Source organism: Synechococcus sp. CS-603, assembly GCF_977929215.1.
In genome coordinates this window covers 2082482-2096372 of sequence record NZ_OZ376778.1, presented here as the reverse complement: position 1 = coordinate 2096372, position 13891 = coordinate 2082482, and the positions used below count along the sequence as shown (strand labels likewise).

Sequence of the window (13891 nt, the reverse complement as noted above, 5' to 3'; positions counted from 1 at the left end):
CTGATCCATCTGATCAGACTTCAGCGGTGGCGCGCTCCACCAGGCGGCGCGCCACCGCCTGTACGCCCGTGTGGGCGTAGGTGTCTGTGAACGCATCGAGAAAGGCCGCGAACTGATCCATCCGGCCCTGCCAGGGGCCAAGCGTGGATTCCACTGCCTGCACAGTTCCCTGGGCGGTGAGGCCCAGCTCGCCCACGAATCCGCCCGCCCAGCCCAGCCATTGATCGACGCCACGGCGCAGAAAGCTGAGGTGGGCGTCGTCGCTGCGGCCCGGGATCAGGCCAGCCATCTGCCGGTAGGCAGGCAGCCGGTTCAGATCCTTGCGGTTGGCCGCCCCCAGCAGGCTGTCAAGCTTCTGCAGGGCCTGGTCACCCAGCGGTAGCAACGCGTCAAAGCAGATCAGGGCCGCCATCCGCACCCGGGCCTCCCCGGCATAGTCGGCCAGGGCGGCGCCGAAATCGCCGAAGCTGTCGCCGGGCAGGCCGTTCACCTGGGTGAAGGCCAGCAACTCGGAGCCCACCTTCAGGCTCAGGTCCACAGCTTGCAGAGTGTCGCCTGGTGGCGTCACGTCAGCCAGACGCTTGAGCAAGGGCAAGCCGGCGCTCAGATTGGCCAGCACCCGCAGGCCTCCGGCCGCGTGCTGCGAACGGTTGACGGCGTCATAAAGGCTGAGGGCACGCCCATAGCCCTCGGCGCGGGCCCGGCTCAGCTGATCGGCGCGGGCGCGTATCCGGGCGACCAGGGCGGGATCCGTGTCACCGATCACGTCCTGGATCAGCTGGTCAGCATTGGTGATGTTGGTCCAGCCTCCCGGCACCAGGGTGCTGAGACCCTTGAGGGCCAGCACCGTGAGATCACGGCGGGGCAGACGGTCCAGACGCTCGAGAACGGTGCGGCCCATCAGCTGGCCAGGGCAGGGGCGGATCCAATCGCTGCGGGCGCAGGAGTGGCAGGGGCCTTACGGGCAGAGACGGTCGAGAGGCTGGGCCTGAGGCGGGCCAGGGCAGTGAGATCGAAGCTTTCGAGCAGCTCATGGCGCGCCTGGAGGTCGAGGCCGTCGCCCTGGCCGATCACCTTCACCTGGAAGCGACCGCCCACCAGCAGCGCGCTGGCCTGGCTGCCTTGCTCCACCAGGGGCCAGCCGGCCACTGCGTTCTGCGATGACCCGAATTTCTCACGGGCTTCCGGTGCGGTGGTGGTGTCGGAGATGGCCAGCAGCGCCACTAACTCGCCTCCGCGCCTCAATCGGGCTTCGCTGAACCCCCGCTTTTCCTGGCTGAACAACAACTGCTCGCCTGCCACCGGTGCCGGGAACAGTCGGTTGAAGGCGGTGCCGTTGACCACCTCCTGGTTAGGAACATTGGCCACCGTGCCGCCTGGGAGCCAATCGCCGAAGGGGATCAGCAGCGCTCCCCCAAGCAGCAGCCCGGCGGCTACCACCAGACCAAGAATCCAGCGCAACGGGCGGGTCATCAGGGTTCTCAGCGACGAAGGGTGAATGAAACTGGGAGTAAGTGCAATTAAGCGTGAATCAAAGAGCGCCTGGGCTGGAGGTGGCCATCAAAATAGACCCAGCCAGCCCAGAACTAATCAGCCCAGAACCAATCAGTCCAGACCGACCAATTGCATCGAGAGATCCCAGGTCAAGCTGGCGATGCCGGGGTCGCTGGCCTTTTCTGAGAGCTCCTGAACAAACTGTTTGCCGCCCTGCTTTTGGCGGTTACCCCAGCTCCAGTGGGCCCCGGAGACGGCGAAGCCGGGATCGGCCACCACCTGGGCGACTCGCTCCCCGGCGAGCTCCTGGCTGACGTAGCCACCGGTGACGTTCTTTTGGAACCAGGGGAAGATCTTCTGGAACAGCGGATAGCTGTTGCGGAATAGTGGTGTGTCGGCCACGCAGCCGGGATAGAGGGAACTGAACACGATTCCGCTGCTTCCATGCAAGCGACGGTGCAACTCCTGGGTGGTGATCATGTTGCAGAGCTTGCTGTCCTTGTAGGCCTTGCCAGGTTTGAAGGGCTTGCCGCTGGCCATGGCGATCGGGGCTTTGAATCCCGATTTGAAACCGGAGAGGTCGCCGAGATCCGCCGGTGCAGGGATGGGGATCTTGCCACCCAGCTCCTTGGAGTTGGCCGTGACCGTTCCCAGAATCACCAGCCGGCGTGACGGGTGATTGGAGCGCTTGAGATCCTCAAGCAGGAGCTGGATCAGCAGGAAATGGCCGAAGTGATTGGTCGCCATCGACAGCTCATAGCCCTGGGGGGAGCGCTGCGGTGCCTTGAGCAGCGGCAAATAGACGGCCGCATTGCAGACCAAGGCATCGAGTGGCAGACCGCTGCTTTTGAAGGCATCAACCAGTCGGCGCACGCTCTCGAGATCCCCGAGGTCGACCTGCAGATGGGTGACGGCGCTCTGGGCTATGCCGAGTTCCGTGGCCGCCGCCCGCGCTTTGGCGGTATCGCGGCAGGCCATCACCACATGCCAGCCTCGATCAGTCAGGGCCTTGGTGGCGTAGAGACCAACTCCCGAGGAGGAGCCGGTGATCATCACGGTGCCGGAGGAAGGGGACGGATCTGACGCCATTCGGGCGCTTCACTTCAAGTTGCCCTTACCTAACGACAGAGAGTGGTCTTCAGAGGGCCATGGCCCTGAGAATTCAACAGAAGGAAATGGTTGGAGCCCTGAAGGATTGGCGTCTGGGCCGCTCGATCAGAGCTGGGATTGGAGCTTGGCCGGTTGCTGGGGAGCTTCCCAGACAACGCGCAAACGGTCTGGAGCAATCCACTGCTCCTGCTCGCGCATCAGCCGTTCCTGTCCTTCGGTGGAAAAGAGTTTGTCGAAACGGTTCTGGGCCCGGCGCAGCCGTGCCGTTTCGAGCTCAAGGATGGCGCTGACTTCGCTGTGACTGTCGAGCCGTTGCTGATACGCCGAAGCCAGGTGGGTCAAGCTCACGCCAGCAACAAGGCCGACCCCCAGCTTGACGGTGAGGCCAATCACGCTGCAGAGCAGCTCCTGCCGCTCACCGGACGGGATTGGAACCACCCGAGGGGAGGCGGAGACGCGGCTGGGAACGGCCTTGATGGCACCGGCTGCGTCACCTCTTTTGCCCCGTCCGCGTCTTTGATCCTCGGGTTTCCGCGTCAAAACCCTGGTTTGATCCGCCCCTGGGGGCACAAGACGCTGCGCGGAGGCCAATGGACCGATGCGGTACTGGCTTGCTTCTAGCAGCTCCAGGCCCCACTGCCAAGGGCCAACGGCCGATCAGGCGTTGTAGAGGCTGACGCAGAGGCGAATGGCCAGCACGCCGGCATGGGCGGCGACCACAAGGGCGATGAGCACTTCTGCCTGACTGAGTGTTGTGACCATGGCAGGCGACCGATAACAAATGTCGCCACCATTGTTCAGCTCGATCCCGCCCCCCGCCACGTCCTGGCAGTGGGTTGTCATAGCTCTTGATGGCTTCCTCCCCGACTTCGATCACGATCCATGCCGACCAGATCCGTCGCCTGGATCTAAGCCCCCTGCAGCACTGGCATGATCTGCCACCGGCTGTGCTGCTGGAGCAGGCCGGCGAACTGGAACTCCATTTCGACTGGCCCCGGCCTGAAGGAGATCCCCGCGAGCTCTCTGAATGGCCAGAGCTGCGGCTCTGGACTCTCCGTGCCGATGCACTCCATCCCTGGCTGCCGCTGGTGCTGGAGCGCAGTACGGGCCAGCTCTGCCGCCATGTGGCGATGCTGCTTCCCCATGGATTCAGCCGCAACGAAGGCATCCGCTTTGCCCCGGAATCGCTTGAGCTGTGGATCACCCACCGACTGTTCCTGCTCGACGACTGGAGTGCCCTGCACGGACTTCGTTGTCGCCAGAGCCTGGGCCAGGTGGCGGCGATGCTGGGTTTTGAGCTCGATCCGTCGTTCTGGGAAGCCCTACCCTAATTCGCCAAGGCCAGCATGAGGGCGCGACGGCCCCAGTCGGCGGCCAGCAGCATGGTGATCAAGCGCAGCGACCAGGCGAGTTTGCGCTCGCTGACCCGGTCGAGCCGGGCCGCTGACCAACGGGCAGAGAACGCGGCAGCACCTCCGAGCAGCAGGGCCATCGCCGTGTTGACCCGTTCACCGGCCAGAAACTGAAGCGAGGCTGCCGAACTGGAGCAGAGCACCGCCAGGGTGCTGAGCCGGATCGCCTGGCGCAACGGCACGCGCAGGCCCCGCACCATCAGCGGCACCATCAACAGGCCCCCGCCCAGGCCCAGGAGTCCGCCGGCAAAGCCGCCGACAGCCCCGACCCCGATCAGGCCGGCCACCGCGGCCGGGCGATCCTCGCTTTGGCTGAGGGTCTTCTCGGTCGGGTCGATCGTCAGGGCCAGCAGGCCATACATCAACGCCTGCAGGGCCAGCAGGTGCCAGCCACTCAGCAGCCCGCCCAGCCGGCTGAAGATCAGCCCGCTGGCCACAGCGCTGAGTCCGACGCAGGCGCCAGAGCGCAGCGGCAGCCGGCCGGCCCGCAGGTGGGAGACGGTGCCCCCCAAGGTGGTGGGAACGATCGCCAGGGTGCTGGTGGCCAGGGCCTGGTGGGGGCTGAGGCCCAGCAGCAGCAGGATTGGGGAGAACACCAGGCCGCCGCCGACGCCCAGCAGGCCAGAGAAGACCCCCGCCAGCAGGCCCAGCGGGATCAGGGGCAGAAGCTCCAACGGCATGATTGGGCCTAGAGCGTTGGTGGCCATTGGCTCCAGGATCCACCATCCCCCCTCCCCTGCCACGTCGCTGGCGTTGGATTCCACCGCTGGCTTGGACGGGCGACTGGCAGATGGCCATCGACGATTGGCTTCTCGATCAACTCGTGGCCGGCGAAGGTTCTCCGGTTTTGCGCCTTTACACCTGGGCGCGGCCCACCCTGTCGTTGGGCTTCCACCAACGCCGGGTGGAGCCCAGCTGGCGCCTGCTGCAGGAGCAGGGGCGGATCGCCATCGTGCGCCGGCCCAGTGGCGGCCGGGCGGTACTGCATGGGGGCTGTCTCACCTATGCCCTGCTCTGGCCGCATGCCCCCCGGCCTCCCGCCTTGGCCTACGGCCTCGCTACTGACTGGCTGCGACAGGCTATGGAGGAGCTGGGGCAGCCCCTGCGCTTCGGGGAAGCGGCAGTCAGCCTGCAGGCCAGCAGTTGTTTTGCCAGCAGCACTACGGCCGATCTGGTGGATGCCGCCCAGGGGGTGAAACGGGTTGGCAGTGCCCAGCTCTGGAGACAGGGCCAGTTGTTGCAGCACGGCAGCGTGCAGCTCGATCCTTGTCGTCAGCTCTGGCAGGAGGTGTTCGCTGCCGATCCACCCCAGCTCGATCCCCTGCCGCTCAGCGGATCGGCACTGGCAGAGCACTTGTGCCGCTTCGCTGAAAGGCAGTTAGCCCCTGCGGGCTTTGATATTTTGCCCTTGCAGCCCCAGGAGCTCGCGGCGATTGCGCCGCGCCGGCAGCGCTTCCGCCTCAGCCCAGCGGAGCCTGCTTCGCTGCTGTGAGTGGTTCGGGGTCTGGATCCGCTGGTGCGGCGTTGGCCATGCTCCGGGCCACCTGGCCCAGGGCCAGCCCCAGGGGATAGGCCCCCTGACGCCGGGCCGCTTCTATCAGTGGCGCGGGCAGGCGTAGGCCCAGGCGCTTCAACACGGCGTCGGAGAGTTCCGGGCGCTCGATGGTGCCCGAGGGCAGCCCGGCATTGCTGAGCACCAGCAAACGGTTGACGCCGTCGGCATCGAGTTTGAGGGCGGCTTGCCAGAGCGGTTCGCCGCTGGTGATCGAGGGCAGGCTATCTAACGGCTGATGATGATCACCCACGCGCTCGCCGTCCCAGCGCTGCACGGGCAACGACTGCAGGGCCTGGTCGTCAATCACCCCCTGCCATCGCCCCCGGTCGCAGATCAGAACCCAGTCAGCGGGCAGGGAGGAATCGTCGCTGAGGCGCAGCTGGCTGAGGTCCCGCAGGGAAGCATCAGATTCCAGCACCCGAAAGCGACGGGCTGCGGCGTCTCCCACTTTGAGTTCGCGCATCGCCTCCTCCAGCGAGAGCTGCTGGAGTTGGTTGCGCGAAGCCCCAAGGCCGAACCAGCCCAGCAGGATCAACCAGAAGGCGCCGAAGCCGCCGCCACGCAGCACGAACAGCGTGCCCATGCCGATCGCCATCAGCGACAGGAAGCGACCGATGGCAGCGGCCACCTGAATGCCACGGCGCTGGCTGCCGGTGAATTGCCAGACCAGGGCCTTGACGATCAAGCCGCCATCGAGGGGCAGACCGGGCAGGAGATTGAACAGCCCCAGCACCAGGTTGAGGACGCCGAGCTGCTGCACCACCTCACCGGCCAGGGGCCAGGCATGGGACACCGAATGGCTGCCCAGCAGCAGGACCGAGGCCAGCACCAGGCTGACAAGGGGACCGGCGGCCGCCACCTGCAGGGCTGACAGGGCCGTGCTGCATTCCCGCTCCACCGTGGCGACACCGCCAAGCAGGAACAGGGTGATGCTGCGGACCTTGACGCCGTAGGCCATGGCCACAAAGGAATGGCCCAGTTCGTGGAGCAGCACCGAGACGAACAGCAGCAAGGCGGTGAGCAGGGCCATCAGCCAGAGCCCTAGAACGGAGGCCTGGCCGGCGAAGCGTGCGCCGTACTGCTGCTCAAAGCTGACGGTGGCCAGGCCCAGGATCACGAACCAACTGGGGTGGATCCTCAGGGGAATGCCCCGAATCTTCAACAGCAACCATCCTTCGCCCACGCGATTCAATCCGCTACTGCCCCAGGTAGAGCCTGAAGACGTCAAGGCCTGATCCTAGAAACACTTCCGCTCCATCCACACCGTGCCTGCTCCGTTGCTGAAAATCTGTGGCCTGCGCCGAGCGGATCAGGCGGCGGCGGTGGCGGCTCTCGGCGTGGATGCCCTCGGAGTGATTGCTGTGCCGGGTACCCCCCGCTGGTTGAATCCGGCGGAGCGCCCGGCCCTGTTTGGGGCCATGGGGCGTGCCAACCCCCACTGCCGGGGTGTGCTGGTGGTCGCAGACCCGGAGGACGGGGATCTTGATCCGTTACGCCCCGAGCAGGGCGGCCATGCGCTGCTTCAGCTGCATGGCCAGGAGACACCGGAGCGATGCGTGCAACTGTCAACCCTGCTGGGCTGTCCCCTCTGGAAGGCCCTGCGCATCGCCAAGCCCAGTGACCTCAACCAGGTGCATGCCTACAGCGGGGTGGTCGAAGCGGTGCTGCTCGATGCCTGGGTGCCGGGCCAGCTCGGCGGCAGTGGCCGGCGGATCCCGCTCGAATGGTTGGCAGGCTTCCGCCCTGGGGTGCCTTGGTGGCTGGCGGGCGGTATTTCGCCGGAAACGGTGGGTGCGGTTCTGAGCGCGGTCCAACCCGATGGCCTCGATGCGTCGAGTTCGCTGGAACTTGCCCCCGGGGACAAGGACCTCGCGCGGGTAATCCAGCTGGTGAAGAGCGTCAAGGGGGCGGGCCTGGATTGATGCGAGCCTCAGAAGTGGCAGTGTTTGGCGATGGGAGCCAGGATTGCCCAATGACCAACCACATTCTCACGACCCCTCCCGTCGCTCAGCCTGCCTTGACCCTGTTCTTTCGTTCCCCAGCGCGTGCCCTGCTGGTCCTGTTGTTGTTCCCTGTTATCGCCAGCGCCCAGGGCATGCTGCCCGGCTGCCAGCTGGTCAACGGAAGCCTCCAGTGCGTGCCGGGATTGAGCACAGACCCGGAGCAGCAGATCAAAATCCTGCGCCAGGCCATCAGCGCCGACCAGGCGATAGAGGGTGGAATCGATCAACAGATGAAAGCCGTTGAGCAGGTTCTGCTTAGTGGCCCTGCGCTGGTTGGAGCTGTGCTGACAGCCTCACTTCCGGCCACCACATCAGAGTTCCATTGGTATCGCCTGGCGCCAGATCAGCAGGTCTGGCAGCTGATCGAAGGCGCCGAAGGAACCACTTATGTGGTCACAACGGCCGATTTAGACCAGCAATTGATGGTTGTTTCGGTGATCCAATCCGGGGAGACGACACAGCGGCAGAGCTCAAAACCACTGGGACCGATTGTTCAGCCTTAACGGTGGAACCGGCCTAATGCCGGCTGCAATTCAAACTTTGACTCTTTCTTTGGCCTTTCCTTGGATTTAATTGTAAATTGTATTTGATTCTAGCCAGTTTAGTCCTAATAGGTCAGATCCAAAATGATAGCATCCAAAAAGGTCATATTCAATCAAATAGGCCGGATTGAAAATATTATATTCAAACAGTTTGAACCCTAAAGCTGTCCTCTGCGCTGAGTGCCAAGAGTAGCAAGACATGAAAAGCCTTCCTTGTTGAAGGAAGGCCTGTCATTGCAATAAGGTCTTGCTGGAGCGATTCAAGAACGCTTTCGCCTTCAAAATCGCTCTCGTCAAGAAAGGCTTGAATTCGTTCTGGAGTCAGCTTGCTATCAGGTGGACAGCATCGATTCCTGTTGGCGCACCAACTCGAAGAATTCTTGCTTGAGACTAGGGTCGTGGCGGAAATCTCCACGAACGACGGAATTCACCATGCTGGTTTGGGGTTCTTTCACACCACGCCACTTCATGCAGTAGTGCTGGGCCTTGACCAAAATCGCTAAGCCCTGCGGTGAGCAAAGACGTTCAATCTCATCAGCCAGGATCATGACAGCTTCTTCCTGGATGTGTGGCCTTGAGAACACCCAATCAACAACACGCGCAAACTTGGAAAGACCGATCACCCGATCACCTGGTTTGATGCCAATCCAGCAATTGCCAAGGATGGGTACCAGGTGGTGGGAACAAGCAGAACGAATACTGATCGGTCCTACGGTGTAAATCTCATCAAGTTTTTTGACATTCGGGAAACTGGCAATCTTGGGTTGCTTGTGGTAGCGACCCTTGAATACCTCGTGGAGGTACATACGGGCAACCCGTTCAGCCGTTTCTTCCGTGTTGTGGTCGTTGTCGATATCAATGACCAGGCTGCGCAGCATTTCCCGCACCTTGCCAGCCACCTCAACCTCCAGCTGGTCGAGCTCTCCATCGAGGAGATGGTCGGCGATGTTGTCATTGGCGAAGAAGGATACCCCGGAGTTTTGGAGGCGCTCGCGAATGCGGAGGCTCACGGGGGCAGGTCCCACCTCCGGTGTCTTGGCCAGGGAAAAGGGATTGGTCGGGAGAGTGGAGGTCATGGGAGAAGTTAGAGCGCGCCAGTGGCGGGCATGAGGGTCAGATCTTCGACCACTTGGGAAGAAGGTTGCTGAGCCATAAACAGCAGGGCTTCAGCCGCTTGATCTGCTGCAAGCATGGCACGGGTGTCGAAGGAGGCATGGACGGTATCCGTACCCCAGAGGGGGGTGTCAACCGCACCAAGCGTCAGGGTGCTGACCCTAACGCCATTACCACGTTCCTCCTCGGAGAGGCATCGGCTGAAGGCTTCGAGCGCAGCTTTTGATGTGCAATAAGCCCCCCACTCGGGGAAGGCCTTGCGGGCTGCATGGCTACTCACGTTGATGATCAAGCCATCTTTCGATTGCCGTAAAATCGGCAAAACGGACTGACAGACCTGGAACACGCTGGTGAGATTGAGCTGGATCAACCATTGCCAATGCTTGAGGGTCATCTCGGCAAGTGATCCGGTGTAAGCGGCTCCTGCATTGTTGATCACGACCCTGGGTGTGATGCCAAAGGAAAGCAATTCCTGGATGGATCGCTGAATGGATTCAGGCACGCTGAGATCGGCCGAGACGACCCCAACTTGACGACCGCAGGATCGCAGCGATTCAGCCAGGTCGTCAAGTTCGGAGCTGGAACGGGCCAAGAGCAAAAGATCCCAGCCAGCACCTGCAAAACGTCTTGCTGCAGCAGCACCGATGCCCCTTGAGGCACCGGTGATCAGGACAGCAGGCAAACCATCACCGTTTCAAACACACTTTCAGACACGGCTTCAGCCAAGGTTTCAGAAAATCAACACGTACCGTAAGAATTTTAAGTGCTTAGCGAAGAATCTGTGGCCTCTGCCTCAATGAAGCGACCGACGCGCCGAAACTTGTCGTAGCGCTGCTTCAGCAGCTCCGATTCGCTCAACGCCTTGAGCTCGGTCAACTGCTCCAGCAAGGCCTCACGCAGGGTGTTGGCCGCCTGGACCGGTGACCAGTGGTTGCCTCCGGAGGGTTCAGGCAGCACCAAATCGACGACCCCGAGCTGAAGCAGGTCGGCGGCGGTGATTTTCAGTGCCGCCGCCGCTGCCGGCGCTTTGGAGGCATCTCTCCACAAAATCGAGGCACAGGCTTCCGGGCTGGCCACGGTGTAGACACTGTGCTCAAACATCAACAGGCGGTCGGCGACACCGATGCCGAGGGCGCCGCCGGACCCCCCTTCGCCGATCACGGTGGCGATGACCGGAACCCGCAGGCGAAACATCTCCCGCAGATTGACGGCAATCGCCTCTCCCTGGCCCTGCTCCTCTGCCAACACACCCGCATAGGCGCCGGGAGTATCGATGAAGCTGAGGATCGGCAGGCGGAACCTATCGGCATGGTCCATCAGACGCATGGCCTTGCGATAGCCGCCCGGTGAGGCCATGCCGAAATTACGGGCCACATTCTCCTTGGTGTCCCGTCCTTTCTGGTGGCCGAGCAGCACAACGGGTTGGTCGCCGATTCTGCCGATGCCCCCCACCAGCGCCTGGTCATCAGAGCCACGGCGGTCGCCATGCAATTCCAGCCATTCTTCGCTGATGACCTGGATGTAATCGAGCGTGCTGGGCCGCTGTGGATGGCGGGCCACCTGAATCTTCTGGGAGGGGCTCAGGGCACTGAAGATTTCCTCGCGCCGGCGGGTGGCCAGGGTTTCGAGTTGGAGGAGTTGCTGGCTGACATCGACTTCAGAATCCTTGGCGAGCTGACGGATCTGCTCAATCTGCTCCTCAAGCTCCACCAGGGGCTTTTCGAATTCCAGCAAGGGTCGTCGGGCCATCGGCGAAAGCAGGAGAGTGGGAAACGTTCAGGGCGTCTGTTTCAGTGAGCCGTGCTGGCCAGAAGGGGAAGAGTCGCCGGATTGAGCCCCAAGGGCTTGAAGCCATGGCGCATGGAGGCCTGGCCGATGGTTTGCATGCTGTCGATGGAGATGCGGTTGCGCCCCCAGCTGAAATTGGTATGCCAACCTTCGAATTCCAGCAAGATCGCCTCAGCGAAACAGGCAAACATTTGGCGTTGGGGATTCTCCATGTCAGCCACAGCCATCATCTTCCAATCAATGTTGCTGAAGAATTCAACGATTCCGCCTTTGAGAACATAAATGCCGGTGCCGGCCACTTTGCTGTCAAGGTTCTTGGGATAGCCCCCATCAATCATCAGGCAAGGCTTTTTCAAGCTCTCCCGATCGATGGTCAGTGATTGGGGAAGGCTCGCCACCCAAACCACCACATCAGCTTCCGGAAGTGCCTCCTCAAGCGCAAGGATGCGACCACCGCCAAGGGAGGTCTGGAGATCGAGCAGCCGCTGTTGGTGACGGGCCACCAGCAGCAGCTCGCCAACGCCGGTTTTCTGTTGCAGCCAGCGGCAGACACCGCTGCCGATGTCACCGGTAGCGCCAACCACGGCAACTTTGGCCGTACTCAGATCAATTCCAAGCAAAGGGGCGTTGATCTCAACTTGTTGGCAAATCACCCAGGCGGTGTGGGTGTTGCCAGTTGTGAAGCGCTCCCATTCCAGCGTGGTGGAGCGAATCTGCTGGAACTTGGAGAGATCAAAGTTCTCGAAGATGATCGAGGTGAACCCTCCCAGTGCCGTGATGGCGATGTCCTGTTTCTGGGCAAGCTCCATGGCGTTCTGCACCTTTCGAGTCGCCGTCTTGAACCTAGATAACATCTCCGGTACAAAGCAGGAATCGATGTAGCTGCCCTCGATCGTCTGACCCGTGGCGCTGGTGATGCTCAGCGTTTCAACAATCTGAGGCGGTGCGCTGCACCACATGTCGAGATCACCATCGGCATACTCCTCGTAGCCGAGGTCGCGGGCTTTCTGACGCGCTTCCTCGAAATTACTCGAGTGGCCAATTAAACCGAACATAAAAACCGAATTCTTGGGAAGCGAACCCTTTGCAGAGAGACAGTGGTCTTGAGGACGCTTGGTTGCGCACGATACATCGCAGCCCCACACACAGAACCATGGCCCCGAGGGATCGGGGCCATGGTTTGGCTTCGGGACTGTGGTTTAGGCGAGATGTTCAGCCTGCCAGGGCAGCGGCGGCCATGCGGGCAATCTCGCGATTGCTGAAGCCGATCTCGCCCAAGGCCTCTTGGTAGGCAATCAGGAAATCCTCGATCAGTCCTTCCTTCTCCATGCCAATCACAGCGGCATCGGCGGCCACTTGATCGAGCATCTGGCGAACCAGGGGAAGATTCTGGCGGTTGGCCACCTCGAGCTCAGCCCGGCTGGCCTCAAGATTGGCCTTGAGCCATTCCTGGCCGTAATTCAGGTGGGTGTATTCATCCTTCACCACTCCTTCGGTGATCTTGCGGGCAAAGGGATCGGCGACGGGAATGTAGATGTGATAAGCGGCAATCGCGAAGGCTTCGATCAACAGCGCTTGGATCAGCAGGCAGGTGACCACCTTGCCTTCGGCAAGGGCAGTCTGGAAGTTGCCATGCAGCGGTGAGAAAAAGCGAGCAGCGAAGGGCATGTCAGCGACGACGCTGAGATTTTTGGCACAGGCCTGAAATCCCTTCATGTGCTTGAGCTCCATGCGGGCCAGCTTCGCCAGCTCTTCGGCCTGATCCGGAATCAGCGTGCCCAGAGAGATGTAGTTGTCGTGGGCTTCCTGTTCACCTTCGATCACGATCGCGTTGATGCGGCTGTAAGCGTCCTTGTAGGCGCTGGTGGTGAAGTCGGGAAGGGTGTCCAGAAGGAGGGTGTCGAGATGGTCCGTGGTGCTCTCGGCAACGGGCATGGCAACCAGGCAGTCAGTGAAGACCACAACTGTAACCATCATGGGACGAAACGGTTCAATCCCCCGGGGGCCAGCTGCTGCCGAGCAGCCCTTCCAGTAGCTGCCTCCAGCCGTGCACCAGCGTGTTGAAGAGGGCTTCACCCAGCTGGGCATTGGCGCCGCGGGCATCACCAATCACCCCGGAGCTGGAGAGATCCGCTGTCAGCCAGGCCGTGGGTACAGCCCCCTCCAGGCTCCACCCAGGCGGTGGGGGTTTCCCACCGCCTGCTCCACCCCCAGCTCCCAAGCCATCGAGCTGGCCATCCACCGGCCGCTCGGCTCCTACAAGCTCGGGGGCCAGGTGCAGCATCAGGCTGGTTTCAGCCAGGCCGGCATGGAGCCCCTGGCTGCGTTCGGGTTCGGGCACCAGGGCGTCCAGCCCCGGTGGTCCGCTCCAGAGAAAGCAGGGCAGCACGGCCAGGGAGGACCGGCTGGCTCTCAACTGCCGCGCTGCCACCTGCAGCAGGGCGATCTGGCCGCCATGGGCGTTGAACAACAGCAACCGCTTGAAGCCGGTGGCCGCCAGATCCTCACCAACGGCCATCACCTGGGCGATGACAGTTTCAGCAGGAAGGCTGAGGGTGCCAGGGAAGCCCCGATGCTCCGGCGAGAAGCCAATGCTGGAGAGCGGAAGACGCCAGATCGGCAGGTCGGCGGGCAGGCTGTCGAGCACCGCCTCGAGAATCCTCTCTGCGAAGAGCGCATCGGTTCCCAGGGGGAGGTGGGGACCGTGCTGCTCGATTGCCCCGAACGGCCAGATCACGGTGCTGCCTGGGCGCGCTGCGGCCTTTTGCACCGAAGGCCAGCTGAGCCGCTCAAGGGCCCGTTGCGGTTTCGTCCCGGCAGGATCGGCTGGGGCGGCACCATCGCCTGGGGCAGCGCTTGCCATGGCTGAAGGTC

At 62.4% G+C, this 13891-nt stretch carries 17 protein-coding genes; 4 read left to right on the top strand and 13 right to left on the bottom strand.

Annotation, left to right across the window (positions count from 1 at the left end; all coding sequences use genetic code 11):
• Nucleotides 1-13: 13 nt before the first annotated feature.
• From ACXMDM_RS11015 to psaM, 5 genes are all read right to left on the bottom strand, one after another.
• Complete coding sequence (locus ACXMDM_RS11015) at nt 14-901, bottom strand: hypothetical protein (RefSeq protein ID WP_259722993.1); 888 nt, start codon at nt 899-901, stop codon at nt 14-16.
• On the bottom strand, nt 901-1473 hold the full coding sequence (locus tag ACXMDM_RS11010) for a hypothetical protein (protein WP_259722992.1): 573 nt from the start codon (nt 1471-1473) through the stop codon (nt 901-903). The genes ACXMDM_RS11015 and ACXMDM_RS11010 overlap by 1 nt, the downstream gene beginning before the upstream one ends.
• 132 nt (nt 1474-1605) lie before the next feature.
• Complete coding sequence (locus tag ACXMDM_RS11005; RefSeq protein WP_259722991.1) at nt 1606-2583, bottom strand: protochlorophyllide reductase; 978 nt, start codon at nt 2581-2583, stop codon at nt 1606-1608.
• A gap of 126 nt (nt 2584-2709) precedes the next feature.
• Nucleotides 2710-3042, bottom strand: a complete 333-nt coding sequence (locus ACXMDM_RS11000; protein WP_259722990.1) for a hypothetical protein — start codon at nt 3040-3042, stop codon at nt 2710-2712.
• 219 nt (nt 3043-3261) lie between these two features.
• Entirely contained in the window at nt 3262-3366 is a 105-nt protein-coding gene (gene psaM / locus ACXMDM_RS10995) for a photosystem I reaction center subunit XII (RefSeq protein WP_071802334.1), read from the bottom strand.
• A gap of 89 nt (nt 3367-3455) precedes the next feature.
• Here psaM and ACXMDM_RS10990 point away from each other — a divergent pair, with 89 nt between their 5' ends.
• Nucleotides 3456-3935 (top strand): CRR6 family NdhI maturation factor, encoded by a 480-nt coding sequence (locus ACXMDM_RS10990; RefSeq protein ID WP_259722989.1) that lies wholly within the window; start codon nt 3456-3458, stop codon nt 3933-3935.
• On the opposite strand, the gene ACXMDM_RS10985 is transcribed toward ACXMDM_RS10990, so the two are convergent.
• Entirely contained in the window at nt 3932-4696 is a 765-nt protein-coding gene (locus tag ACXMDM_RS10985) for a sulfite exporter TauE/SafE family protein (protein ID WP_259722988.1), read from the bottom strand. The genes ACXMDM_RS10990 and ACXMDM_RS10985 overlap by 4 nt on opposite strands.
• Nucleotides 4697-4806: 110 nt before the next feature.
• Here ACXMDM_RS10985 and ACXMDM_RS10980 point away from each other — a divergent pair, with 110 nt between their 5' ends.
• Nucleotides 4807-5508 (top strand): lipoyl protein ligase domain-containing protein, encoded by a 702-nt coding sequence (locus ACXMDM_RS10980; protein ID WP_259722987.1) that lies wholly within the window; start codon nt 4807-4809, stop codon nt 5506-5508.
• Here the strand turns inward: ACXMDM_RS10980 and ACXMDM_RS10975 are convergent.
• Nucleotides 5477-6754, bottom strand: a complete 1278-nt coding sequence (locus ACXMDM_RS10975) for a site-2 protease family protein (RefSeq protein ID WP_259722986.1) — start codon at nt 6752-6754, stop codon at nt 5477-5479. The genes ACXMDM_RS10980 and ACXMDM_RS10975 overlap by 32 nt on opposite strands.
• An 82-nt stretch (nt 6755-6836) precedes the next feature.
• Here ACXMDM_RS10975 and ACXMDM_RS10970 point away from each other — a divergent pair, with 82 nt between their 5' ends.
• Together ACXMDM_RS10970 and ACXMDM_RS10965 are read left to right on the top strand one after the other, a co-directional pair.
• Entirely contained in the window at nt 6837-7493 is a 657-nt protein-coding gene (locus ACXMDM_RS10970; RefSeq protein ID WP_233830840.1) for a phosphoribosylanthranilate isomerase, read from the top strand.
• Between the two features lie 95 nt (nt 7494-7588).
• Nucleotides 7589-8077 (top strand): hypothetical protein, encoded by a 489-nt coding sequence (locus ACXMDM_RS10965; protein ID WP_233830838.1) that lies wholly within the window; start codon nt 7589-7591, stop codon nt 8075-8077.
• A gap of 371 nt (nt 8078-8448) precedes the next feature.
• Here ACXMDM_RS10965 and folE read toward each other — a convergent pair whose 3' ends face one another.
• The 6 genes from folE to ACXMDM_RS10935 form a co-directional block, all read right to left on the bottom strand.
• Nucleotides 8449-9192, bottom strand: a complete 744-nt coding sequence (folE, locus tag ACXMDM_RS10960) for a GTP cyclohydrolase I (RefSeq protein ID WP_071801767.1) — start codon at nt 9190-9192, stop codon at nt 8449-8451.
• A gap of 8 nt (nt 9193-9200) precedes the next feature.
• Complete coding sequence (locus ACXMDM_RS10955; protein WP_071801766.1) at nt 9201-9911, bottom strand: SDR family oxidoreductase; 711 nt, start codon at nt 9909-9911, stop codon at nt 9201-9203.
• 77 nt (nt 9912-9988) lie between these two features.
• Nucleotides 9989-10978, bottom strand: a complete 990-nt coding sequence (locus tag ACXMDM_RS10950; RefSeq protein WP_071801765.1) for an acetyl-CoA carboxylase carboxyltransferase subunit alpha — start codon at nt 10976-10978, stop codon at nt 9989-9991.
• 41 nt (nt 10979-11019) lie between these two features.
• The gene (locus ACXMDM_RS10945) at nt 11020-12072 is read right to left on the bottom strand and encodes a long-chain acyl-[acyl-carrier-protein] reductase (RefSeq protein ID WP_259722985.1); all 1053 of its coding nucleotides are present in this window, start codon (nt 12070-12072) and stop codon (nt 11020-11022) included.
• A 157-nt stretch (nt 12073-12229) separates the two neighbouring features.
• Nucleotides 12230-12952: an aldehyde oxygenase (deformylating) gene (locus ACXMDM_RS10940; protein ID WP_259722984.1), complete on the bottom strand. Its 723-nt coding sequence runs from the start codon at nt 12950-12952 to the stop codon at nt 12230-12232.
• 55 nt (nt 12953-13007) lie between these two features.
• On the bottom strand, nt 13008-13880 hold the full coding sequence (locus ACXMDM_RS10935) for a creatininase family protein (RefSeq protein WP_259722983.1): 873 nt from the start codon (nt 13878-13880) through the stop codon (nt 13008-13010).
• Nucleotides 13881-13891: the final 11 nt, after the last annotated feature.